Genomic DNA, 24,520 nt, shown 5'->3' with positions numbered 1-24,520 from the left:
TCTAGGGTCGGTAATGGTCGGTTCTCATTCGAGGGTATTACGAATCGGAGTGGTCGCGATGACGGACACCGCACAGCCCATAGCCACCGCGGACTGGGCGGCCTGGCAGGCCAGTTGGGACCGCCAGCAGGAGTGGTACATGCCGGACCGCGAGGAGCGGTTCCGCGTCATGCTCGACATGGTCGAGGCGCTCGTCGGCCCGAAGCCCCGGGTACTGGACCTCGCCTGCGGCACCGGCAGCATCTCGGACCGGCTGCTGAAGCGGCTGCCCGAAGCCGCCGGCACCGGCGTCGACCTCGACCCCGCGCTGCTGACCATCGCGCGCGGCTCCTTCGACGGCGACTCGCGCGTCGAGTTCGTCACCGCGGACCTCACCGACCCCGACTGGCCGGCCCGGCTCCCGTACGACAGTTACGACGCGATTCTCACCGCCACCGCCCTCCACTGGCTGCACAGCGAACCGCTGCGCACCCTGTACGGGCAGCTCGCGCACCTGGTCCGGGACGGCGGCGTCTTCATGAACGCCGACCACATGCCCGACGAGTCCACGCCCCGCATCAACGCGGCCGACCGCGCGCTGCGGCACGCCCGGCAGGAGCGGGCCAAGGCCGAGGGCGCGCTCGACTGGCGCGAATGGTGGGACGTCGTGGCCGCCGACCCGCTGCTCGCCGGGCCGACCGCCGAGCGGTTCGAGATCTACGGCGAGCACGCGGACGGCGACACCCCCTCGCTCGACTGGCACGTCCGTACGCTCCGCGAGGCCGGGTTCAGCGAGGCGCGGGCGGTGTGGCGCTCGCCCTCGGACGGCCTGGTGCTCGGCCTGAAGTGACCTCGGGGCCGATGACGGCCCCCCGCGCGACGGCGCCGGGCGGGTGCCCTCATGGCATCCGCCCGGCGCCGTTCGTACGGCCTGCTACCGCACCGGGCCCGTACGGGACCGGTCCTCTACGGCACCGGGCGCCCCTACAGCACCAGTCCCCTACGGCACCGAGCGCGCCCCTACAGCACCTTCGACAGGAACGACTTCGTCCGCTCGTGCCGCGGGTTCGTCAGCACCTCCCGCGGGTTGCCCGCCTCGACCACCGCCCCGTCGTCCATGAACACGACCGAGTCGCCGACCTCCCGTGCGAACCCCATCTCGTGCGTCACCACGATCATCGTCATGCCGTCCTCGGCCAGCGAGCGCATCACGTCCAGCACGTCGCCGACCAGCTCCGGGTCGAGCGCCGACGTCGGCTCGTCGAAGAGCATCAGCTTCGGCTCCATGGCTAGCGCCCGCGCGATGGCCACCCGCTGCTGCTGGCCGCCGGAGAGCTGCGCCGGGTAGTTCGCCGCCTTGTCGGCCAGCCCCACGCGGTCGAGCAGCCGCTCCGCCCGCTCCCGCGCCACGGCCTTGGCCTCCCGCTTCACCTGCACCGGGGCCTCCATGACGTTCTCGATCGCCGTCATGTGCGGGAACAGGTTGAAGCGCTGGAAGACCATGCCGATGTCGCGCCGCTTCGCCGCGACTTCGCGGTCCTTCAGCTCGTACAGCTTGTTGCCCTGCTGCCGGTAGCCGACCAGTTCGCCGTCGACCGACAGCCGGCCGGCGTTGACCTTCTCCAGGTGGTTGATGCACCGCAGGAAGGTGGACTTGCCGGAGCCGGACGGGCCGATCAGGCAGAACACCTCGCGGGGGGCGACCTCCAGGTCGATGCCCTTGAGTACGTGCGTCGGGCCGAAGGACTTGTGGACGCCTTCGGCCTTCACCATGGCGGTCATGCGTTCCCCCTCCGAGTGCCCAGCGAGAGCAGGTTGGTCCTGACCTTCTGCCACGGGGTCTGCGGCAGCTGGCGCAGGGAGCCGCGCGCGAAGCGCCGCTCCAGGTAGTACTGGCCGACGCTGAGCACACTGGTCATCACCAGGTACCAGGCCGCCGCCAGGAAGAGCATCTCCACCGTCGCGCCGGACGTCCGGCCGACGTTCGACGCCGCCTGCAACAGGTCGTAGTACTGCACGGCGATCACCAGCGACGTGGTCTTGAGCATGTTGATGAACTCATTGCCCGTCGGCGGCACGATCACCCGCATCGCCTGCGGCAGGACGACCCGGCGCAGCGTCTTGGCGTGGCTCATGCCCAGCGCCTGCGACGCCTCGGTCTGCCCCTCGTCCACCGACTGGATGCCGGCCCGGCAGATCTCGGCCATATAGGCCGCCTCGTTCAGGCCGAGCCCCAGCAGCGCGGCCAGGAACGGGGTCATGAAGGACGACCAGTAGTCCTTGTAGATCGGCCCGAGGTTGATGTACTCGAAGACCAGGCCCAGGTTGAACCAGACCAGCAGCTGCACATAGACCGGCGTACCGCGGAAGAACCAGATGTAGCCCCAGGCGATCGACGACGTCACCGGGTTCTTCGACAGCCGCATGACGGCCAGGATGACGCCGAGGACCACGCCGACGACCATCGCGCAGATCGTGATCCAGATGGTGTTGCCGACGCCCTTGAGGATGTCGGCGTCGAAGAAGTAGTCCGGGACCGCGCCCCAGTTCAGCTTCCCCTTGGCGAAGGCGTTGACGAGCAGGACCAGGAGAGCGACCGCGATGAGGGCCGATACCCAGCGCCCGTAGTGCCGTACCGGTACGGCCTTGATGGCCTCCGGCACGGCGGCGGGGGTGGGAGGAGGCGCGTCGGCCGGCTCCTCCGCCTTGTTGAGCTTGTCAGTCACGGGTGTCGCCTTTCAGCAGGACCTTTCGGCGGTGGCGGGGCTGGGATGGGCGGGCCTGGGCCGGTGCGCGGCCTATCGGCGGGGGCTGGGTTCACGCCGCGCTCCGCCGGGCTCGTGCCGCGGGCCGGACTCGTGCCGCGGGCGGCCGGGCCCGAGCCGCCCGGCCTGAGCCGCCCGGCCTGAGCCGCCCGGCCTGAGCCGCCCGGCCTGAGCCGCGGAGAGCGGAGAGTCGGGTTGTTCGCGCGGCGGACGGCCGGGCTCGCGCCCGAGCCGCCGCCGTCCGCGTCGACGTCCGGTCAGGAACCCGCGCCGCCGTTGACCTTGGCCTCCTTGAGCGCACCGGCGTCGACGCCCCACTTGGCGAGGATCTTCTGGTACTCGCCGTTCTTGATGATCGCGTCGAGCCCGGCCTTGATCGCGTCCCGCAGCTGCGTCTGGTCCTTGCTGAGCGCCATGCCGTACGGGGCCGCCTGGATCTGGTCGCCGACCATCTCGAAGTCCTTGCCGCCGCCCGAGGTCTTCACGGCGTACGCGGCCACCGGGAAGTCGCTGGAGCCCGCGTCCGCGCCGCCGCCGCGCAGCCGGGTCTGCGCCTGCACGTCATCGTCGAACGCCTCGATCTTGATCGGATTCGAGCCGCACTTCTTGGACTGCTCCTTGGCCTTGTCGTGCGAGACCGTGCCGCGCTGCACCACGATCTTCTTGCCGCACAGGTCGTCCCAGCCCTTGATGCCCTGCGTCTTGCCCTTGGACGTGTAGATCGAGACGCCGGCCGAGAAGTAGTCGACGAAGTCGACACCCTCGCCGACCTTCTTCTTGGTGTCGGGGTCCACGCCGGTCTGCCGGTCCTTGTTGTCCGTCATCGCCGACATCGCGACGTCGTACCGCTTGGAGCGCAGCCCGGCCAGCAGGGTGTCGAAGGTCGCGTTGCTGAACTTGAACTCGACGCCCAGCTGCTTGCCGATGGCCGCCGCGACGTCCGGGTCGATGCCGACGGTCTGGCCTTCCTGCTTGAACTCGACCGGCGGGTACGCGATGTCGGAGCCGACCTTGACGACGCCGGCGTCCTGGATCTGCTTGGGCAGCTTGTCGTGCAGCGGGGCCTTGGAGGCCGACGCCCGGTCGCTGCCGGACTTCTTCGTCTGATCGCCACAGCCCGTGAGCAGCAGGGCGCCGGCGACCGCGATCGCGCCGACAGCGGCCAAACGGCTCCTGGCGGCGGTCGGACGCGGGGTGGTGCTTGCGGTCATTGCTGGTTCCTCCTGCGAGTGGGGGAGTAGCCGAACTGGTCGGAGCACACACCATCGGGCCTCGCGACCTCGTGTGATTTGGGCATCTTGCCATCTGGACCGCGCCGATCGGGGGGCCTGCGATGTCAAAATCGGATAACGGGCTATTCCCGTGCGGCGGCCGGAGCGTTCGTGCGGAAGTCCCACCGCGCGGTACGCGGAGGGGAGATCTGTCTCACAGTCGGGTTGTCTCAATACGCGGGATGCTCGCCGTGGATGACGTGTTCTGTCCGTCTTGGATGCCACTTGCTCCCGCGCCCCGCGACCCTGGGTGACGTCGGGTGCGCTCCTGGCTCTGACCGAGCAGCGATCCGGCCCCGCTCCGGCCCCGCTCCGGCCTCGCTGCGGCCTTGACCCGGCCGTGGCCCACCCGCGACCCGGCCCTGATTCAGCCCCGAACCGGCCCTCCAACCGACCCCGAACCGACCCTGATTCAGCCCCGAACCGGCCCTCCAACCGGCCCCGAACAGTCCCCGAATCAGCCCGGACCGGTCCCCGATTCGGTCCAGGACCGGCCCTGACCTCGGCCCTTGGGGAATTACGCGGCCCCGCCCGGTGTCGTCCAAGTGACGAAAGCGACTCGTAACCGCTCGGGATCTTGCGCTAGAAAGGTGGGCTACACCCCTCACCCGGGGCTCAGGGCGCGCGTGCGGCGCGCCCGGCGTCCGTATCAGCCCCCGCGCGGCGGCCCATCCGCCGGCCGGGCCACGGACGCGGTGCCCGCCCGCTCCGCAACCTGGGGCGGTAACCCTCGACGAACAGATGACAAAGGGGTCAGAAGTGGCAGCGGAGATTGTGAATCCTCGCAGCGACAGCAGCGAAAGCAGGAACGGCGCCGACAGCAGTGCGGTCGGCCGCGACACCGGCGTCGATGGTGACGCCGGTACGGACAGCACCCGTGACGAACCGTTCGACGCGGCCTTCGCGCTGCACCGGGGCGGCAAGATGGCCATCCAGGCGACCGTGCCGGTGCGCGACCGGGAAGACCTGTCGCTCGCCTACACGCCCGGCGTGGCCAAGGTGTGCAGCGCCATCGCCGAAAAGCCCGAACTCGTCCACGACTACACCTGGAAGTCCCAGGTCGTGGCCGTCGTGACGGACGGCTCCGCGGTGCTCGGACTCGGGGACATCGGCCCCGAGGCGTCCCTCCCGGTGATGGAGGGCAAGGCCATCCTCTTCAAGCAGTTCGGCGGCGTCGACGCGATCCCGATCGCGCTCGCCACCCAGGACGTGGACGAGATCGTCGAGACCGTGGTGCGGCTCGCGCCGTCCTTCGGCGGCGTGAACCTGGAGGACATCTCCGCGCCCCGCTGCTTCGAGATCGAACGCAGGCTCCAGGAGCGGCTCGACGTCCCGGTCTTCCACGACGACCAGCACGGCACCGCCGTCGTCACGCTCGCGGCCCTGCGCAACGCCGCGCGGCTGACGGGCCGTTCGGTCGGCGAGCTGCGCGCGGTCATCTCGGGGGCGGGCGCGGCCGGGGTGGCCATCGCCAAGATCCTGACCGAGGCGGGCATCGGCGACGTCGCCGTCTGCGACCGCAAGGGCGTCGTCTCCGCCGACCGTACGGACCTCACCGAGGTCAAGCGCCAGGTCGCCGGCTTCACCAACAAGGCCGGCCTCCGGGGCTCCCTGGCCGACGCGCTCGACGGCGCGGACGTCTTCATCGGCGTCAGCGGCGGCACGGTGCCGGAGGAGGCGGTGGCCAAGATGGCGCCCGGCGCGTTCATCTTCGCGATGGCCAACCCGAACCCGGAGATCCACCCGGACGTCGCGCACAAGTACGCGGCCGCCGTCGTCGCGACGGGCCGCAGCGACTACCCGAACCAGATCAACAACGTCCTCGCCTTCCCCGGGATCTTCGCGGGCGCCCTCCAGGTCCGCGCCTCCCGGATCACCGAGGGCATGAAACTCGCGGCGGCCGAGGCGCTGGCCTCCGTCGTCGCCGACGACCTGAGCGCGGACTGCGTCATCCCGTCGCCCTTCGACGAGCGGGTCGCCCCGGCGGTCACGGCCGCCGTGGCCGCCGCGGCCCGAGCGGAGGGCGTCGCCCGCCGCTGACGGCCGTACTGGCCGTACTGGCCGTACGGGCTCGGGGGCCGTACGGCCGGTACTGGCCCGTGCCGGTCCGCGGGCCGTACGGGCATGTGGACCGTGAGGCGGAGTACGGGCCGGGGCGCGGTTGCGCACCCCGGCCCGTGGAGTTCAGTGGGTCTCATGGGCGTGCGGACACGCGGGGTGTGCCACGGGCCCGTAGCCGGACGCGCCCCCGGGCCTCACGGCCTACGGGCGTGCGGGCCCGTGCCCGTACGGAGCCACAGTCGTACGGGCTGACAGCCGTACGGGCCCACAGCCCCGCCCCTGTCCCCGTGCACGTAACGCGGGCTATGGGGGCGGCGACCGCGCCCCGCCGCGTAACGCCCTCCACGGGGGCGACCGGCCCGCCGCCCAGGCGATGGGCACTATCGCGGCGGCACCCGGCGTCCTAGGTTGGGATCATGTTCGCTGCCTATGCCGCCAAGATCGACCGCGACCAGCCGCTGAACGGCCTTCAGACGGGGGAGCGGCCCGACCCCGTCGTAGGGCGGGAGGGGTGGACGGTCGTCGATGTGAAGGCCGCCTCCCTCAACCACCACGACCTGTGGTCGCTGCGCGGTGTGGGGCTGGGCGAGGAGTCGCTGCCCATGATCCTCGGCTGCGACGCGGCCGGGACCGACGCCGACGGCAACGAGGTCGTCGTCCACTCGGTGATCGGTCAGACGGGCCACGGCGTGGGCCCGGACGAGCGGCGTTCGATCCTCACCGAGCGCTATCAGGGCACCTTCGCGGAGCGGGTCGCCGTGCCGGCCTGGAATGTGCTGCCCAAGCCCTCGGAGCTGTCCTTCGAGGAGGCCGCCTGCCTGCCCACGGCATGGCTGACGGCGTACCGGATGCTGTTCACGAACGCGGGCGTCCGGCCCGGCGACAGCGTGCTCGTACAGGGCGCGGGCGGCGGCGTGGCGACCGCCGCGATCGTGCTGGGGGCGGCGGCCGGGCTGCGCGTCTTCGCGACCAGCCGGGACGCGGCCAAGCGCGAGCGCGCGGTGGAGCTGGGCGCCGAGGGCGTGTACGAGCCGGGCGAGCGGCTGCCCCGGCGGGTGGACGCGGTGATCGAGACGGTCGGCGCCGCGACCTGGTCGCACTCGGTGAAGTCGCTCAGGCCGGGCGGCACCCTCGTCGTGTCGGGCGCGACCAGCGGACCGAACCCGCAGGCCGCCGAGCTGAACCGGATCTTCTTCCTGGAGTTGAAGATCGTCGGTTCGACGATGGGTTCCAAGGAGGAGCTGGCCGAGCTGCTGAGCTTCTGCGCGGCCAAGGGCGTACGGCCGGTGATCGATTCGGTGCTGCCGCTGGACCGGGCGCGGGAGGGGTTCGAGAAGATGGCGGGCGGCGACCTCTTCGGGAAGGTCGTGCTCACGGTCTGAGCCGCGCGCGGACGGACGGCCCCGGCGGATGACCGGCATCCCGGGGCGAACGACCACGGCCCGGTGCGAATGGCCTCGCCGGATGACGACGACCCGGTACGAATGACCCCGCCGGAAAACCGCCCGGACGACGAAGCGCCTTACCGCCCGTAACCCTCACTACGGTCTGTTACCGTTCAATACGGACCTACCCCGGTTGAAGTGGGTAATCCAGCATCAAATAGGGTGATCGGCCCTAGTGGTCGCAGCGACCAAGGGACTTCAGTCCTGCCCGAAAGTGGCTTTCGTCCGTGAAAGTCACCGGGGATGAAGCAGGTATCACTGGGTAGTTGCGCTATGAACCTGTCCCCGACCGAAAGCCGCCCGTGCCTGTTCAGCAAGAACTCGAAGCCCCGGCCGTGACCCGGCACCGCCCCCTCTTCCGCGCTGCCGCGCGCCGCTCGAACCCGCCGCTGCGCCGCACCGACATCACGGTCACGGACGAGACGGCGGTCAAGCGGGCGGTCAAGGCCGCGGCGCTGGGCAACGCCATGGAGTGGTTCGACTTCGGGATCTACAGCTATCTCGCGGTCACCATCGGCAAGGTCTTCTTCCCCTCGGGCAACGACACGGCGCAGCTGCTGTCCTCGTTCGCGACGTTCGCGGCGGCGTTCCTGGTGCGCCCGCTGGGCGGCATGGTCTTCGGGCCGCTGGGGGACCGGATCGGGCGCAAGAAGGTGCTGTCGCTCACGATGATCATGATGGCGTCGAGCACGCTCGCCATCGGACTGATCCCCGGCTACCAGTCGATCCACTTCTGGGCCCCGGTCCTGCTGATCGTCTTCCGCATGCTCCAGGGCTTCTCGACGGGCGGCGAGTACGGCGGCGCGTCCACCTTCATCGCGGAGTACGCGCCGGACCGGCGCCGCGGCTTCTTCGGCAGCTTCCTGGAGTTCGGCACCCTGATCGGCTACACGGCCGCCGCCGGGCTCATCACGGTCCTGACCGTGACGCTCTCCGACTCCTCGATGGAGTCGTGGGGCTGGCGCATCCCGTTCCTCGTCGCGGGCCCGATCGGCCTGGTCGGCCTGTACATGCGGCTCAAGCTCGACGAGACGCCGGCGTTCCAGAAGCTGGAGTCGGAGGGGGCGCTGGAGAACCGGGAGAGCACCCCGTTCCGGCAGATACTGACGACTCAGTGGCGGCCGATGGTGCTGTGCATCGCGCTGGTCGCGGCGTTCAACGTCACCGACTACATGCTGCTGTCGTACATGCCCACCTACCTGTCGAACAGCATCGGCTACGACTCCACCGACGCCCTCGTGTCGATCATCATCGTGATGGTGGTGCTGATGGCCGCGATCACCTTCGTCGGACGCCTCTCCGACCGCATCGGCCGCAAACCGGTCATGATGACCGGCTCGATCGGCTTCCTGGTGCTCTCCGTGCCCTGCTTCCTGCTGATCAAGATGGGCACCGTCGTCTCGGTCTTCGCGGGCCTGCTGATCCTGGGCCTGTGCCTGCTGCCGTACGTGAGCGTGATGTCGTCCTCGCTGCCCGCGCTCTTCCCCACGGACGTGCGCTACGGCTCCCTGTCGATCGCCTTCAACATCTCCGTCTCCCTCTTCGGCGGCACCACCCCGCTGGTCGTCGAGGGCCTGGTCAGCGGCACCGGCAACGACATGATGCCCGCGTACTACACGATGCTCGCGGCGCTGGTCGGCGTCATCGCCGTCGTGACCATGAAGGAGACCGCCCGCCGGCCGCTGCCGGGCTCGCCCCCGTCGGTGTCCACGGCGGAGGAGGCCGCGGAGCTGGTGGCCTCGTCGCGCGCGTAGCGCTGCTCCGACCTTGACTTCGGGCCCGTACGCATCATGCGTACGGGCCCGAAGCCGTCCCCCGTCTCCCCCGTCCCCCGTCAGCTCTCCCGCGTGCGCAGGAGGGCTTCGACGCGGGTCGCGGTCTTCGCCAGGTGGGCGCGGGACCGGGCCAGCTGGTCGGCTGTGATGCCGTGGTCGCGGGCCGCGTCGCGGATGTCGTCGCGGAAGCGGTCGAGGAGGCGGTCGAGGTCGCGGGCCGGGTGTTCGGAGGCGGCGTCGTCGGCGGTGGCCCACTCCGGCGCGGGCAGGTCCTCCGAGCCGTCGGCGTCCTTGTTCAGGTCCACGCGGTCGGTCGTGACGTCGGTGTCGGTGCCGGCGTCGGGCTTGGGGCGGCCGGGGGTCTGCTGGCCCGCCAGTGAGCCGAGTTCCTTCGCCAGCGCGCTGACGCCCTCAAGGATGCCGCTGGGCCAGTCGCCGTGGCGCGCGTGCTCGCGGACCTGCTCCTGTACGCGCTCCTTTATGCGCAGCACCTCGTCCCGCGCGTGGTCCTGGGCCTGCTTGGCCTGGCGGCGGGCCTGCTGGGCGTCCTGGCGGGCGCGGCGGCTCTCCTCCTTCGCCCGGCGGGCCTGCTCCTTCCACTCCTGCTTGGCCTGCTTGAACTCCTCCTTCGCGCGCTGCCACCCCTCCTTGTCGTTCCACATCCCGTCGAAGAAGTCGGACGCGTCGGGGAAGCCCATACGGGAGGAGCCGGCATCGGTGCCGGCGCCCGGGCCGGAGGGCTTGGCGCGGGTTTCGCGGGCCGCCTCGCGCATCTCGCGGCGCAGGTCGTTCGCCGAGCCGCGTACGTCCTCGCGGATCTCCGCGGCGAGTTCGGAGACCGACTCGCGGATCTCCAGCTCCAGCTCGGCCAGTTCGCCCTGCCGGTCGGCCAGTTCGGCGCGGCCCGCGCCGGTGATGGAGTAGACCTTGCGGCCGCCTTCCGTGGCGTGCGTGACCAGGCCCTCGGCCTCCAGCTTCGACAGCCGGGGGTAGACGGTGCCGGCGGACGGCGCGTACAAGCCCTGGAACCGTTCCTCCAGCAGACGGATCACCTCGTAGCCGTGGCGGGGGGCCTCGTCCAGGAGCTTGAGGAGGTAGAGGCGGAGTCGCCCGTGGGCGAAGACGGGGGGCATCAGAGGTCCTTCCGCTCGGTGGCCGCGCCGGTCGCGTCGGCGGTGCCGGCTTCGTCGGCGCCGTCCTCGGACGGCGGCCTGCGCAGCAGTGCCACCGAGCCCGAGACGGTGGTGACCTTGAGCGTGCCGCTGCCCGTGCCCAGCCGCCCGGTGATCCGCTTGGCGCCCCACTGGCCGCTGACCCGGAGGTCGTCGAAGGCGTTGGAGACGGCACCGCTGGCCGTGTTGGCGTCGATCTCCGTGTCGGCGGCGTGCGGCAGCCGTATGGCGACCTCGCCGGAGACCGTCGTCAGGTCGATGCGCGCGTCCTTGGTGCCGGGGGAGAGGTCGACGACCATGTCGCCGCTGACGGAGTCGGCCTTCACGCCGCCGCCTCCGCTCTCGATCAGGGTGAGGTCCCCGTTGACCGAGTTGAAGCGCAGGTCGCCCGTGAGGGCCTGGGCTTCGAGCCGGCCGGAGACGGTGTCGGCGCGGACCTCCCCGGTCAGGCCGACGAGCGTGGTGTCGCCGGTCACGCCGCGTACGTCCGTACGGCCCGACACCCCCGACACGACCGCGCTGGCCTCGACGACGCCGACCTCCACGCGGGCGTCCGTGGGCACGGTCAGCGTCACATGGGCGTTGCGCCGGCCCCCGCCGGGCGCGAACCACTTGAGGAAGTACTTCCAGGAGAGGTCGTCGTAGGTGACCGTGAGGTGGCCGTCCTGGTGGGTGACGGTCAGCGGCGGGCCCTCGATCGCCGACAGCTCCAGCCGCGCGGGGCCGCTGTCGCTCCCCACGACGTTGACCGTGCCGCCGACGAGTCGTACGTGGAGCGTGGTGACGGGTTCGTCGAAGGTGAGTTTCCGCGGTGCGTCGAGCGACCACTCCGATGGCGCTGGCATCCAGGGCCTCCCTGAGTCGATGGGCGACGCAATATATCGCGTCTCTGCAACACACGATATATCGCGGACTCGGGATGTCAAGTCAGGTGGCCCATGGATCGACGGGCGGTCGCGATATGGCTTGAGCCGGCGGCCGATGGCCCCTGCTCGGGACTGCCCGGCGCTACTCGTCGTCCTCGTCGTCCAGCCGCGCCAGCCACGTCGCCAGCCGCTCCACCGGCACCTCGAAGTCCGGGTTCAGATCGACGAACTCGCGCAGCCGCTCGGCCACCCAGCCGAGGGACACGTCCTCCTCGCCACGCCGGTTCTCCAGCTCCTCGATGCCGCGGTCGGTGAAGTACAAGAGTCGCTCCGAATGGTTCCGGGAAGTCCGGCGGGCCCGAGAAGGGCCCGCGGGATTCGAAAAGGTGTCGCGGGGCCCCGAAGAGGAATGCGCGAGGCCCCGTCCCACCAGGATATTGGCCCCGTGGCCGGGTCCGCCCGGCGGGCGCGGGGGGTGCGCTCGACACTGGCCGGGGATACCCTTGCCGGACTCAACAGGTAGGTCGAGAGGCCCAGTTGACGGGGGACGGCATGGCTGACGCGATCAAGCAGGTGGTACTGCCGGACGGCACGCCCGTCTGGGCGAGAATCTCGCTCGCCGAGGGGGCCGCCGGCAACTACACCCAGACGGGGTTCGGCGACGCCGTCGCCGCCAAGGTCGAAGGGCTCAACGAGCTGGTCAAGGGCGTCGCCGGCTCACTGCGCGAGGCCACCAGGCGGGCCCGGCCGGACGAGGTCACGGTCGAGTTCGGGATCGAGCTGACGGGCGGGCCGGGCAAGGTGTTCTCGCTGCTCGCCGCCGGGGAGTCGAAGGCCGCGATCAATGTGACCCTTACCTGGAAGGGAGGCTCGCTGGCCGCGCCCGACGGCGCAACCGGGGGGAGCGACGGCGCGTGACCGTTTCGTGGAACGCTCTCGCGCGTCGTGTCCAACGTGCCACGGTGCGCATCCATTCGAGCGCCGACGGGTATGCCGAAGGGGGGCTCCTCCCCGACGCCGACGAGCAGTCCGCATGGGGGAGCGGGTTCTTCGTGGCGCCCGGCTGGGTGCTCACCTGCGCTCACGTACTGCGACGGGAGGAGGGGGGCATCGGGATGGGTGAGGGCGGCACCGGCGTGCGCGAGGTCGGGCTGGTCTTCGACGGGCGCAGCACCGTCGGCGAGGTGCGGCACGCCCTGCACCGCCCCGAGGACGGCGTGGACATCGCCGTCATCCGCGCGTACGACGCCGAGCCGCACGTCTTCCTGCCGCTGTCCGAGGACACCGGCGACCCCGGCGACCAGATCCTGTTCTTCGGCTACTCCCGCGAGACCGGGCCGCTGCGCCCCATCAGCGTCGTCGGCACGATCGGCGGCACCGTGGCCGGCACCAGCGGCGAGAGCGCCAACGAGCAGTACCTGCTCGACGGCCTCACGGTCCCCCGCGGCATCTCCGGCGGGCCCGTCTACCACCGGGCGCGCGCCGAGGTCATCGGCATCGTCACCCACCAGGCCAACGGCCGGCGCGGCGGCCTCGCCTCCTCCCTCCTGCAACTGCGCGGCCTCTTCGCGGAAGGCGCGGGCGACCTCTACCACCTGCTGTGGCAGGCGCACGACCACGCCCACTACGCCCACCACTTCTGCCCCGCGCGGACCGACGGCGCCCTGCGCGGCATGGAGAGCTGGACGACCGTACGGAGGCGGGCCACGCCCGAGCACGGGCGGCCCGAAGGGGCCCTCGGCCACGCGCGGCGCACCGAGCTGCGCGGCCTGCTGGCCGCGGTGGAGCCGCCCGAGCACCCGCGCAGCGTCATCGCCGCCGTCGAGGCGGTGCGCGGCGACTGGATCGAGCCCGACACCACCCCGCACCTGTGGCGCGACGGACTGGACCTGCTGTACGACGTGCGCGGCAGGACCGCCCTGGAGGCGACGCTCCTCTACAGCGTCGCCGTCGCCGAACAGGACGCCCTGGAGGACTCCGAACCGCGCCGCCGGCTGCTGGCCTGGTACACCGACACCGCCCGCGAGGACGGCCTCCTCGACCGGCTCAGCGGCCCCCGCGAGGGGCTGCGCGCCTGGGGCGGCGCCGTCCGCGAGGAGCGCGCCGACACCGGCCTCGCGCCCCTGGTGCGGCTGGAGGTCTACGAGCTCTACTACCGGGCGGACGCGGGCCATTCGCGGGCGGTCCACTACGGCTGGACGCTGTACGGCAGCGACGGCGACGAGTTCGACACCGGCTTCCGCGACCAGGACGACAGCGGCGTGCTCCGTGAGGACCTCGCCGAACGGCTGCTCAGGCCGCTGGGCCGGGCCTTCGACTGGGCCGACCGGCCGGGCCGGCCCGCGGCCGTCGAAGTCCGGCTGCCGATCGGCCTGTTCGACCTCCCCGTGGACCACTGGACGGTGGCCGGGCGCGATCCGCTCGGCGCGCAGCGCCCGGTGACCGTACGCTGGGCGGAGCGGCCCGGGCCCGGGGAGCCGCCGCCCGGACGGCAGTCCGAGGAGGACAGCCCGCGGCGCGCCCACGAGCGCCGCTGGAAGGGCATAGCGGACGGCCCCCTGCGGCTGTACGCGCTGCACGGCGAGGACGGCGCGCTGCGCTCCACCATCACGCTGTCCGAGCTGCGCGAGGCGGACCCCAAGGCGGTGCCCGCCCTGTTCTGCCCGGCCGAGGGGCCGGTGACGGAGGAGATCCTGCTGCGGGTGGTGAGCGCCGGTCACGGAATCGCCGTATGGAACAGGGACGCCGCCTGGCGGTACGGGTGGCGGGAGTTCGAACGGCGTCTCGGCGGGGCACTCGCGTCCGTACCGCGGCCCGACGCGCTGCCGACGGCCCTGCACCGGCTCCGCGCCGGGGCCTACGCACGGGACCCGGAGGCGTTCTGGGCCGAGCACGTGGCACTGCTGTTCGACCCGGCTCCGGCCGCGGAAGCACCGCCCGAAGAGGAATATCTGTGGGAACCGCTGTGACGAGGAGCGAGACGTGAACGACTGGCTCATCTACCGGGGCACGGGCGAGCCGCACCGTCGGATCGACGAGCTCCCCGCCCCGCCGCCATGGCGCGACTTCGACGGCGGGCCCGAACTGGAGCCCGCCGACGCCCCCGACAGCTCCTCCAGCCGCCGGCTCGGGCCGGTCGGGGAGGCCGAGCTGTTCCGCCCGGAGGGCGAGGAGCTGGAGCTGATCAACGCGGCGCTCTATCTGCGCAGGCCGCTGCTGGTCACCGGCGACCCCGGCACCGGGAAGTCCACGCTGGCCCACGCCGTGGCCCGGGAGCTGGGCCTGGGCCGGGTGCTGCGATGGCCGATCGTGAGCCGGACGACCCTGACCGAGGGGCTGTACCAGTACGACGCCATAGCCCGCCTCCAGGACGTCCAGCTCGGCGGCGGGCCCGACCACGCGGTGGACGCGGCGGCGCCGCGCGGCATCGGCGGCTATATCCGGCTCGGCCCGCTCGGCACCGCCATGCTGCCCTTCGGCAGGCCCCGCGTGCTGCTCGTCGACGAGCTCGACAAGAGCGACATCGACCTGCCCAACGACCTCCTGAACATCCTGGAGGAGGGCGAGTTCCCCATCCCCGAGCTGGAGCGCATCGCCGACCGGGAGCCCGAGGTGGACGTGCTCACCGACGACGGGCGGCGGGTGCGGATCACCGGCGGCCGGGTCAGCTGCCGGGCCTTCCCCTTCGTCGTGCTCACCAGCAACGGCGAACGGGACTTCCCCGCCGCCCTGATGCGCCGCTGCATACACCTGCCGCTCGGCCGGCCCGACAAACACCGCCTCGCCGCCATGGTCCGCGCCCACTTCGGCGAGGCGGGAGTGGCCTCCGGCCAGGAGCTGATCAACGAGTTCCTGACCCGCTCCGCCACCGAGCTCGTCGCCGCCGACCAACTGCTCAACGCCATCTACCTGTCCAGCTACGCGACCAAGAGCACCGAGGACCTCGCCAAGACCCTCATGCGGCGGCTCGACCGGTCGAGGTGATGGATGTGCCTGCCGTGCCCGACGACCCCCTGGCCGATGTGATCGGCCTGCTGCGCGAGCACGGCCTCGACCCGTCCGCCGAGGACGTCGCCGACGGACTGTGGCTCGCCCACTACGTCACGCCACCCGCCGGCTCCGCCCCGCCGGAGCCGGCCCCCGACGCGCCGCGGTTCGCCGACGGCGCCGCCGAGCGCGGCGCGCGGCCGGGGGAGCAGCGGCCGCGCGAGTCGATGCCGCCCCCGGAGCCGACGGCCGCGGACGGCACCGACGGGCCGGACGACGTCGCCATCCACGCCGTCGGCGGCACGTCCGGGCGGAGCGCCCTAGGCGGGGTGCCCATCGCCGTACCGGCCGCCGCCACCCTGCCCAGCCTCCTCAAACTCCAGCGCGCCCTGCGCCCCTTGCAGCGCTACCGGCCCTCGGCGCCCGCCGTCCGGCACACCCTCGACGAGGGCGCCACCGCCGAGCGCAGCGCCCGCGCCGGGATGGTGCTGCCGGTCTTCAAGGCCGTGGAGCGGCGCGAGACGAGCCTCGCCCTGCTCATCGACGCCTCCCCCTCGATGGCCGTGTGGGACCGCACGCTGGAGGAGGTCCGGCAGGTCTGCGAGCAGCTCGGCGCGTTCCGCGACGTCCAGGTGCACCGGCTGCACGAGGTGCCCGGCGGCAAGCCGCTGATCGGCACCGGGCCGCGCGGCCGCGAACGGCTGCGCGCCGCCGACCAGTTGCGCGACCCCACCGGCCGCCGCCTCACCGTGCTCATCAGCGACTGCGTCGGCCCCCTGTGGCGCAGCGGCCAGGCGCACAAACTGCTGCACCGCTGGGGGCGGCAGGCCCCCGTCGCCGTGCTCCAGCCGCTGCCGCAGCGGCTGTGGTCGCGCACGAGGCTGCCCGTCGAGCCCGGCACCCTGCACCGCGACGAGGAGCCCGGCGCCCGGCTGCGGTTCGCCTCCGCGCGGCGCGGCCCGAGCTGGGACGGCGCCGCCGCCGACCCCGCCGCCGAAGGAGCGCTGCCCGTGCCCGTACTGCCGCCCACCGAAGCCGCGCTGGGCACCTGGGCGCGGCTGCTGTCCGGCACCGGGACGGCCGCCGCCCCCGGCGCGGTGGGCTGGGTGCGGGCCGACCAGGACGCCGCCGCGACCGTCGAGGGCGGCCCCCCGCAGCGCTCCCCGCGCGAGATCGTGCAGCGCTTCCGCTCGACCGCCTCCCCGGCCGCCGTGAAGCTCGCCGTGTACCTGGCGGCGGCCCCGCTGACACTGCCCGTCATGCAGCTGGTGCAGCGCACGATGCTGCCCCACTCCGGGCCCGCCGAGATGGCGGAGGTGCTGTTCAGCGGCATGCTGCGGCAGCTGACGGCGGCGGAGCCGGACGACGGGGAGCAGTGGTACGACTTCCACGACGGCGTGCGGAACGTCCTGTTGGGCCCGTTGCCGCGGGACGAGGCCACACTGGTGCTCAAGCACTGCTCCGAGTACGTGGCGCAGCGCTTCGGCACCGGGGCCCGCAACTTCCCGGCCGTCGCGGCGGCCCAGCTCACCGGCGTGCAGCGGGCCGGCGAGACGCACCTGGCGGCGCCGGAGGCCGCGCTGCCCGCCAGTGGCGCGCGCCGCCCCGAGGACCGGCTGCCCCGCCCCTTCGCGGAGGTCTCCTACCAGGTCCTCCAGCGCTATCTGCCGACCCGGCCCGCCGAGCCCGCGGCGCCGTCCCCCGCCGCGCCGCCCGGCGGGCGCGCCGAAGCGGTGCGCCGCGCCCGCGAGCAGTTCGCGCGCTACGAGGAACGGGGCGCGGTCGAATACCTGCTGGAGGCCGCCCGGCTGCTGCGCTACGCCGCCCAGTCCGCGGCCGGCCCGCTCCCCGAGGCGGAGGTGCTGCTCGCCGAGGTGCTGCTGCGGCTGTGGGAGGACCAGGGCGACCCCGGCGTGCTGCGGGAGGCGCAGGGGCCCGCGGCGGCCGCCGCCGCGCGCCCCGACGCCGGCCCGCGCGCCCACCGCGTGTTCGGCAAGGTCCTGCACGCCAGCGCCCGCGAGCTGATCTCCGCCAACGAACCCGCCGACGCCCGGCAGCTGCTGCGCGCCGCCGAACGGGAGCTGCGGCAGGCCGCGGCGCGCGACGGCGCCGTCGACCGGGCGGTCCTGGACGCCGCCCTCGAATGGTCCTGGGTGATGTGGGACCTGTGGCGGCAGACCGGCGAACACGCCTTCCTGGAGCGGGTGGTGGAGGAGCTGACGGAGCTGGTCGGCGACTCCTCCACCAGCCGCCGCCGGCTGGGCCCCCTCGACCTCCAGCTCGGCCGCGCGCTCCTCGCGCTGGCCGGCGCCCAGTCCGCGCCGGACGCCGCCCGCTTCCTGGCGCTCCAGGCGGTGCCGCCCCTGTCGGCGGCCGTCGAACTGCTCGAACCCGTCGAAGCCCACTTCCAGCTGTACGTACGGGCGCTGCTCGACTTCGCCGACGCCCTGCTGCTGGGCGGCGAGGCCGGGCACGAGCGGGTGCTGGCGGTGCTGGACCGCGCCCGGCGGCTCACCGAGGGAACGCCCGTGCAGGCCGAGGCGCTGACCCGTACCGCCCGCGTCCACCGGCAGCGGTGCGAGGTCTCCGGCGACCCCGCGGAGCTGGACCGGGCCGTGGGGCTGTACGCGGCGGCCCGCAAGGCGCTGCGCGCCGGCGACGCCGCCTACGCCGACGTGCTGACCGACTGGGGCGAGACCGCCCTGGAGCTGTCCCGCCTCGCGCCCGACCGGGCGGGCGCCTCCGCCGCCGTGCGCGTGCTGCGCGAGGCCCGCGCCGAGATGGTCGCCGACGACCCGCGGCTGAACCGGACGCTGCTGCTCCTCGGGCGGGCGCTGCTCCAGCGGTACGCCGACGAATGGGACGTCGTCGACCTGCGGGAGGGCGAGTTCATCCTCAGCCGGGCGGCGAGCGGCGCCGAGGACCCGATGCGGGCCGCCGAGGCCTGGTACGACCACGGGCGCGCCCAGGAGCTGCTCGGGCAGCCCGAGCGCGCGGCCGACAGCTACGAGTCCGCCGCGAGCGCCGCGCTGCTCGCCCGCGACGGCCTGTCCGGATCGGCCCGCCGGGCCGCCATGCGGCTCGCGGCGAGCGCCCTGCACCGCGGCGGCGAGGCGCTGCTCGCCGCCGGGCTGCCGGTGGCGGCGCAGCGCTCGTACCAGCGGTCGCTGTACTGGTGGGATCTGCTGCCGGCCGGGGACGGGGAGGGGCGCGCCGACACCGAGGAACGCCTCCGCCTGCTCGCAGAGGATCACCGGCCATGAGTTTCCGCGCGATGGCGAGTGGGCACATGTTCTCAGCTGGGCAACGCGCTTGTGAGGAGAGCAGGTTGACAGACGACGGCACCGACGTCCGTCCCCCGGGACCGGAGGACGGGGAAGGGGCCCTGCCCGATCTGACGGGCATCGACCTCGACGCGCTGCGCTCCCTGGACAGTCCGGCCCTGTCGACGGTGCTCGACGTGCTGGTGCGCCGCACGGTCGAGCCCACGGGCGTGCTCTGCGCCTTCCAGAACTCGTCCTGACCGGTGATCCAGGCCGCCCGGGGAGGGGCGGCCACGAGAGAGACGAGGGGGGAGGCCGACGATGGCGCACCAGCACGCGCCCTGGCCGTACGACCGGCTCGACGTGGCCGCGCTGCGCGCCCAGGGCGTGGCCCCCGTGCCGTTCCGCCAGTTCGTCCTCAAGGTGCACAGCCGCTGCAACCTCGCCTGCTCCTACTGCTACATCTACGAGGGCCCCGACGGCAGTTGGCGCGACCGCCCCGCCACCGTCTCGGCCCGTACCGTCGAGCGCACCGCCGAGCGCATCGCCGAGCACGCCCGCGCCCACCGGCTGCCCGCCGTCGAAGCCGTCCTGCACGGCGGCGAACCCCTGCTCACCGGCGTCGAACCGCTGCTGCGCCTGCGCGACGCCATCCGCGCCCGCCTCGACGCCGGCACCGAACTCACCACGACCACCCAGACCAACGCCACCCTCCTCACCGAGGAGCGCGTCACCCGCCTCGCCGACGCCCGCATCCGCGTCGGCGTCAGCCTCGACGGCGGGCTGCCCCGCCACAACCGGGCCCGCGTCGACCACGCCGGACGGCCCTCTTTCGACGCCGTCGCCCGCGGACTGCGGCTGCTCGCCGAGCGCCCCGACGCCTACGCCGGCATCCTGAGCACCGCCGACCCCGCCACCGACCCCGACGAGCTCTACGACTCCCTCCTCGCCTTCCGCCCGCCCGCCCTCGACTTCCTCCTCCCGCACGCCAACTGGTCGGCGCCGCCGCCGCACGCCGACCCGGCCGGCCGCCGGACCGCCTACGGCGACTGGCTCGCCCGGCTCTTCGACCGCTGGTGGGACGCGGGCCCCGGCGCGCCCCGGATCAGGCTCTTCGAGGAAGCCGTGCTGCTGCTCCTCGGCGCGCCCAGCGCCACCGAGGCCCTGGGCACCTCGCCCCTGGCCACCGTCGTCGTCGAGGCCGACGGCGCGATCGAGCAGGTCGACTCCCTGAAGTCCGCGTACGAGGGCGCCGCCGCCACCGGCCTCGACGTCTTCCGCCACCCCTTCGACGCGGCCCTCGACCACCCCGGCGTCGCCGCCCGCCAGCTCGGCGCCCGCGCCCTGTGCGACACCTGCCTCGCCTGCCCCGTCCAGCGCGTGTGCGGCGGCGGCAACTACGCCCACCGCTACCGCGCGGGCTCCGGGTTCCACCACCCCTCCGTCTACTGCGCCGACCTCCGGCGCCTCATCCGGCACGCGGCCCGCCGCCTCGAAGAGTCCGCGGGCCGCGCCCGGCACACCGCGGCGGCCCGATGACCCACCGGATGCCCGCACCGGTGCTGCGCGCCCTCGCCCGCACCCAGTGCCCGCCCGCCGCCGCCGAGCTGCTCACCGCCTCCCAGTACAGCAAGCGGCTCCTGCTGCTCCGCGCCCTCGCCGACGAGGCCGGCGGCGACCCGCGCTTCGACGCCCACTGGACCCTGCTGGCGGCGGCCGACCGCGCCGACCCCGGGGCCGCCCGCCAGGCCATCGGCTACCCCCTCGTCGGCGCCTGGGCCGCCCGTACGCTCCGCCTCGCGCACCGCCGCGACACGCCGCCGGCCGGCTTCGCGGACCAGCTCTCCGACGGCCTCGCGGCCATCGCCGCCGCCGCGGCCCTACGCGCCGGCGTGCCCTTCCGCGTCCGCCTGCCGCTGCGCCGCGGCACGCTCGTCCTGCCCTCCCTCGGCGCGGTCACCCACCCGACCGCCCGCGACGTGCTGATCGAGAGCGGCGGGGACGCGCCCTGCCCCGCCGGCTACCGCTGGCTGCCGCTCGCCCATCTGCCGCCCGCCGGGCCGCACTCCGCCCCCGTGGCCTTCGACGACCTCGACCCGCACTGCTCGCCCGACGGCGGCTCCGGCCCCGCCGTGGTGCCCGCCGGCCGCACCACCCCCGCCGAACAGGGGCGCTGGCACACCCTGTGGCGGGACGCCGCGGCGCTCCTGGAGCGCGCCGCGCCGGAGCGCGCCGCCGAGCTCTCCGCGCTGCTCGGCTGCGTCGTCCCGCTGCGGGCCCCGGCCAGCGGCCTGGTGGCCGCGACCATGCCGGACGCCTTCGGCGCGGCCTTCGCCTCCCGGCCCGCGACCGCGGTGGACCTGGCCACCACCCTGGCGCACGAGATCCAGCACTCGAAGCTCGCCGCGGTCCTCGACCTCGTGCCGCTGCACCGGGCCGGCCGCGAGGCGCGCCACTGGGCGCCCTGGCGCCCCGACCCGCGCCCGTTCGACGGTCTCTTGCAGGGCCTGTACGCGCACCTGGCCCTCGCCGACCTGTGGGGCCGTATCGCCGTGCTCCGCGGCCCGGGGGAGCGGGCCGCGTGGGACGCCCACGCACGCTGCTGGGCCCAGGCCGGAGCCGTCCTCCCCGGGTTCGTACAGGCGCCCGAACTCACCGACGAGGGAAGGGAATTCGCGCACGCCATGGCCGACGCGTACGCTCGGTCGCCCGCGTACCCCGGCGCGCTCGGGCCACGGGCGCGAGCCGCCGCCGAGGTGGCGGCGGCGCGGCGCGGCCGGATAGGACGGCGCACGGGCACGGCTCTGCGGTAAGACAGAGAGAAACACCGGGTGGGCGCCGGACGACCCCGCCGACCCGGCTGTCGCTTTCGCTCAGACACGAGGGGAACGGTCGGATGGCCGCACAGCGAGGACCCGGCGAGAGCGCCGGGTCACAGCAGTTCACCATCAGCTACGCGGGCTACAACCGGCCCTGGGCCGCGTGGATCAGCCACCGGCTGCAACGCCTCGGCCACCGGCCGGTGCTCCGCCGCTGGGACGGCTCGGTGGATCAGCCCCTGGAGAGCGCGCTGGCCGACCTGCTCGACCAGCCCGGCAAGACCCTGCTGATCCTCAGCGACTGGTACTTCTCGCTCGGCCCGCGCACCGAGGACGAGTGGAACGCCGCGCTGCACGCCGTCGTCGAGCCGCACACCGACCGGTTCGCCGCCGTGAGCGTGACGACCCGTCAACTTCCGAACGGCACCGGGCTGCTGGCCCCCGCCGACCTGTGGCGCATCGGCGCCGAGGAGAGTGAACGACGGGTGCTGGGCCGACTGGGGCTGCCGACCGAGGGCCCGTACATCGAGGACGAACGGCCCGGCACCCCCCGCTTCCCCGACGACCCGCCCGCGGTCTGGGGCCCGGTGCCGCGCCGCAACCCCCGCTTCACCGGCCGCGACACCCTGCTCAGCGCCCTCCACGACTGGTTCGAGGACGCCCCCAGCGGGGCCGCCGTCTGCGCCCTGCACGGCATGTCCGGCGTCGGCAAGACCCAGCTCGGCTCCGAGTACGCGCACCGCTTCGCCTCCGACTACGACCTGGTCTGGTGGGTGCCCGCGCACACCCGCGCCGCCATGCGCGAGGGCCTCGCCGCCCTCGCGCCCGCCCTCGGCCTCGTCGACGCCGGCAGCGAGTACGGCGAGCGCATCCGCGCCGTCCACGAGGCCCTGCGCATCGGCAGCCCGCACAGCCGCTGGCTCCTCGTCTTCGACGGCGCCGACGACCCCGCCGCCGTCGCCGACGCGGTGCCCTCCGGCCCCGGCCACGTACTGATCACCACCCGCAACCGCGACTGGGGCGGCCACGACGCCGAGCTGATGGACGTGCCCGTGTACGCGCGCGACGAGAGCGTCGCCTTCGTGCGCCGCCGCGCCGGCCGGCTCAGCCCCGCCGAGGCCCACCTCCTCGCCGCCGCCCTCGACGACCTGCCGCTCCTCCTCGACCAGACCGCCGGCTGGCTCGGCCAGTCCGCGATGCCCGTCGAGGAGTACGTGGCCCTGGTCAGCGGCTCCGTCTCGGACTCCGAGGACGTCCTGCAGACCTCGCCGTCCTACCCCGAGGCGTTCCCCAAGGCGTGGGACATACTGCTCAACACCCTGCGCGAGAACATGCAGGAGGCCGTCGACCTGCTCCGGCTGTGCGTCTTCTTCGCGCCCGGCCCCGTACCGCTGCGGCTGCTGCGCGAGATGGGCGCGGGACGGCTGCCCGAGCGGCTCAGCTGGCTGACCAGCGATACCTTGAAGTGGAACCGGGCGCTCAAGATCCTGATCCAGTACGCCGTCGTCCGCATCGAGTACCAGCAGGCCATCTCCGAGGACGCCGGCACCGGCGTCGAGACCGTCCAGATGCACCGCATGGTCCACGGCTTCGTCCGCGACACCATGTCCGACCGCGAGCACACCACCCTCTCCCGCGTCGTCCAGGAATCCCTCGCCGCCGCCGACCCCGGCCGCTCCTCCGACAGCCGGCTCTGGCCCCGCTACGCCGAACTCGTGCCGCACCTCGAATCCTGCGGCGCCCTCGACAGCGACGACCCCAAGGTCCAGCGGTTCGTCCTCAACTGCCTGCGCTACCTCTACCAGCGCGGCGAGTTCCGCACCGGCCTGGAACTGAGCGAGAAGGTCCGGGTGGCCTGGACCGCCCTCCTCGGCGCCGACCACGGCCAGCTCATCATCCTCAGCCACCACCAGGCCAACATGCTGCGGATGCTCGGCCGCTACCGGGAGGCGGAGGCGCTCAGCCGGACCGCCGTCGACCAGCTCAGCTCGCAGGACGAACCCGACGAGCTCGAACTCCTCAAGGCCATGAGCGGACTGGCCGCCAACGTGATGGCCCGCGGCCGCTACCCGGAGGCCCAGGGCCTCCTGGAGACCGTCTGGGAGCGCTACCGGGAACTGCTGGGCGACGACGAGCCCCGCACCCTGAGCTCCCGCAACAACGTCAACGTCGTGCTGCGCCTCCGCGGCAGGTACCAGGAAGCCCTCGACCTCGACCGCGACTCGCTCGAAGCGCACGAGCGGGTGCTGCGCACCCTGCACCCCAGCACGCTGGGCACGGCCCTCAACTACGCCTGGGGGCTGCGCCTCCTCGGCCGCTACACCGAGGCCACCTCCCGCCAGGAGCTCGGCGTCCGCCTGCACCTCCAGGTCCTCGGCCGCAACCACCCGCAGACCCTGATGGCCCAGCACAACCTGGCCATGTGCATGCGCCGCCAGGACATGGACCTCTCGGCCTCCGAAGCGCTGCTCGGCTCCACCCTGGAGCGCAGCGAGCGGGTCCTCGGCCGCGACAACCCCGGCTCGCTCCGCGTCGCCTGCGACTACGCCAGCCTGCTGCGCGCCATCGGCACCGACCTCGGCGACGCCCGCCGCCGCGCCGAGGACGTGGCAGCCCGGTACACCGCCGCCATGGGCGCGGAACACCCCTTCGCCATCGGCGCGTACGGCAACGTCGCGCTCGTACTGCGGGAGGCGGGCGAGCGACAGGAGGCGTTCGAGACGGCCGAACGGGCGCTGAGCCGCATGCGGGAGGCCATGGGCGAGGACCACCCCTGGACGCTGGGGTGCGCCCTCAACGCGGCGAGCTGCCGCAACCTCATCGGCCGGGTCGACGACGCGGCCGAACTCAGCCGCGACACCCTGGCCCGCGCCCGCCGCGTCCTGGGCGGCCAGCACCCGCTGACCCTCTCCTGCGAGGTCGGCCTCGCCGCCGACCTGCGCGGCCTCGGCCAGCGCGACGAGGCGGACAAGCTGGAGCACGACGCGCTCCAGCAGCTCTCCCGCACCCTCGGCGCCCAGCACCGCCACACGGTCGCGGCCCGCACCCGCATCCGCCCGTTCTGGGACTTCGAACCACAGCCCGTCTAACGGCGGCGGCTGCCTACGGGATCTACGG

The 24,520-nt window shown here is 73.3% G+C and carries 18 protein-coding genes; 12 read left to right on the top strand and 6 right to left on the bottom strand.

Annotation, left to right across the window (positions count from 1 at the left end; translation table 11 throughout):
- Positions 1–58 precede the first annotated feature (58 nt).
- Entirely contained in the window at positions 59–829 is a 771-nt protein-coding gene (locus tag AB0I22_RS02535; RefSeq protein WP_363128760.1) for a class I SAM-dependent methyltransferase, read from the top strand.
- A 170-nt stretch (positions 830–999) separates the two neighbouring features.
- Here AB0I22_RS02535 and AB0I22_RS02530 read toward each other — a convergent pair whose 3' ends face one another.
- From AB0I22_RS02530 to AB0I22_RS02520, 3 genes are all read right to left on the bottom strand, one after another.
- On the bottom strand, positions 1,000–1,752 hold the full coding sequence (locus AB0I22_RS02530; RefSeq protein ID WP_363129082.1) for an amino acid ABC transporter ATP-binding protein: 753 nt from the start codon (positions 1,750–1,752) through the stop codon (positions 1,000–1,002).
- A 5-nt stretch (positions 1,753–1,757) separates the two neighbouring features.
- Entirely contained in the window at positions 1,758–2,705 is a 948-nt protein-coding gene (locus AB0I22_RS02525) for an amino acid ABC transporter permease (RefSeq protein WP_363128759.1), read from the bottom strand.
- Between the two features lie 296 nt (positions 2,706–3,001).
- On the bottom strand, positions 3,002–3,955 hold the full coding sequence (locus AB0I22_RS02520) for an ABC transporter substrate-binding protein (protein WP_363128758.1): 954 nt from the start codon (positions 3,953–3,955) through the stop codon (positions 3,002–3,004).
- An 819-nt stretch (positions 3,956–4,774) separates the two neighbouring features.
- Between AB0I22_RS02520 and AB0I22_RS02515 the strand changes: the two genes are divergently transcribed.
- The 3 genes from AB0I22_RS02515 (at position 4,775) to proP (ending at position 9,275) form a co-directional block, all read left to right on the top strand.
- Entirely contained in the window at positions 4,775–6,055 is a 1,281-nt protein-coding gene (locus AB0I22_RS02515; RefSeq protein ID WP_363128757.1) for an NADP-dependent malic enzyme, read from the top strand.
- A gap of 437 nt (positions 6,056–6,492) precedes the next feature.
- Positions 6,493–7,458, top strand: coding sequence for a zinc-binding dehydrogenase (locus AB0I22_RS02510; protein WP_363128756.1), 966 nt, complete (start codon positions 6,493–6,495; stop codon positions 7,456–7,458).
- Between the two features lie 365 nt (positions 7,459–7,823).
- On the top strand, positions 7,824–9,275 hold the full coding sequence (gene proP / locus AB0I22_RS02505) for a glycine betaine/L-proline transporter ProP (protein ID WP_363128755.1): 1,452 nt from the start codon (positions 7,824–7,826) through the stop codon (positions 9,273–9,275).
- Between the two features lie 80 nt (positions 9,276–9,355).
- Here proP and AB0I22_RS02500 read toward each other — a convergent pair whose 3' ends face one another.
- From AB0I22_RS02500 to AB0I22_RS02490, 3 genes are all read right to left on the bottom strand, one after another.
- A complete protein-coding gene (locus AB0I22_RS02500; RefSeq protein WP_363128754.1) occupies positions 9,356–10,429 on the bottom strand; it encodes a helix-turn-helix transcriptional regulator in 1,074 nt (357 codons plus the stop codon).
- Entirely contained in the window at positions 10,429–11,313 is an 885-nt protein-coding gene (locus tag AB0I22_RS02495; protein WP_363128753.1) for a DUF4097 family beta strand repeat-containing protein, read from the bottom strand. The genes AB0I22_RS02500 and AB0I22_RS02495 overlap by 1 nt, the downstream gene beginning before the upstream one ends.
- Positions 11,314–11,476: 163 nt before the next feature.
- Positions 11,477–11,656, bottom strand: a complete 180-nt coding sequence (locus AB0I22_RS02490; RefSeq protein ID WP_251409023.1) for a DUF6104 family protein — start codon at positions 11,654–11,656, stop codon at positions 11,477–11,479.
- Between the two features lie 230 nt (positions 11,657–11,886).
- Here AB0I22_RS02490 and AB0I22_RS02485 point away from each other — a divergent pair, with 230 nt between their 5' ends.
- The 8 genes from AB0I22_RS02485 to fxsT all read left to right on the top strand — a co-directional run bounded on the left by AB0I22_RS02485 (position 11,887) and on the right by fxsT (position 24,492).
- The gene (locus AB0I22_RS02485) at positions 11,887–12,252 is read left to right on the top strand and encodes a CU044_2847 family protein (RefSeq protein WP_363128752.1); all 366 of its coding nucleotides are present in this window, start codon (positions 11,887–11,889) and stop codon (positions 12,250–12,252) included.
- Between the two features lie 44 nt (positions 12,253–12,296).
- Entirely contained in the window at positions 12,297–14,303 is a 2,007-nt protein-coding gene (locus AB0I22_RS02480) for a trypsin-like peptidase domain-containing protein (RefSeq protein ID WP_363128751.1), read from the top strand.
- A gap of 13 nt (positions 14,304–14,316) precedes the next feature.
- Positions 14,317–15,318 (top strand): MoxR family ATPase, encoded by a 1,002-nt coding sequence (locus AB0I22_RS02475; RefSeq protein WP_363128750.1) that lies wholly within the window; start codon positions 14,317–14,319, stop codon positions 15,316–15,318.
- Between the two features lie 14 nt (positions 15,319–15,332).
- Complete coding sequence (locus AB0I22_RS02470) at positions 15,333–18,584, top strand: SAV_2336 N-terminal domain-related protein (RefSeq protein WP_363128749.1); 3,252 nt, start codon at positions 15,333–15,335, stop codon at positions 18,582–18,584.
- Positions 18,585–18,649: 65 nt separating this feature from the next.
- A complete protein-coding gene (locus tag AB0I22_RS02465) occupies positions 18,650–18,844 on the top strand; it encodes an FXSXX-COOH protein (RefSeq protein WP_363128748.1) in 195 nt (64 codons plus the stop codon).
- Positions 18,845–18,905: 61 nt separating this feature from the next.
- On the top strand, positions 18,906–20,123 hold the full coding sequence (locus AB0I22_RS02460) for an FxsB family cyclophane-forming radical SAM/SPASM peptide maturase (protein ID WP_363128747.1): 1,218 nt from the start codon (positions 18,906–18,908) through the stop codon (positions 20,121–20,123).
- A gap of 8 nt (positions 20,124–20,131) precedes the next feature.
- Entirely contained in the window at positions 20,132–21,397 is a 1,266-nt protein-coding gene (locus AB0I22_RS02455; RefSeq protein ID WP_363128746.1) for an HEXXH motif-containing putative peptide modification protein, read from the top strand.
- A gap of 83 nt (positions 21,398–21,480) precedes the next feature.
- The gene (gene fxsT, locus AB0I22_RS02450; RefSeq protein WP_363128745.1) at positions 21,481–24,492 is read left to right on the top strand and encodes an FxSxx-COOH system tetratricopeptide repeat protein; all 3,012 of its coding nucleotides are present in this window, start codon (positions 21,481–21,483) and stop codon (positions 24,490–24,492) included.
- Positions 24,493–24,520: the final 28 nt, after the last annotated feature.

Origin of the sequence: Streptomyces sp. NPDC050610 (assembly GCF_040654875.1) — a bacterium.
In the GTDB taxonomy this organism is placed as follows: Bacteria; Actinomycetota; Actinomycetes; order Streptomycetales; family Streptomycetaceae; genus Streptomyces.
Note: the sequence above shows the minus strand (reverse complement) of the source record. Positions and strands in the feature narration are given on the sequence as shown.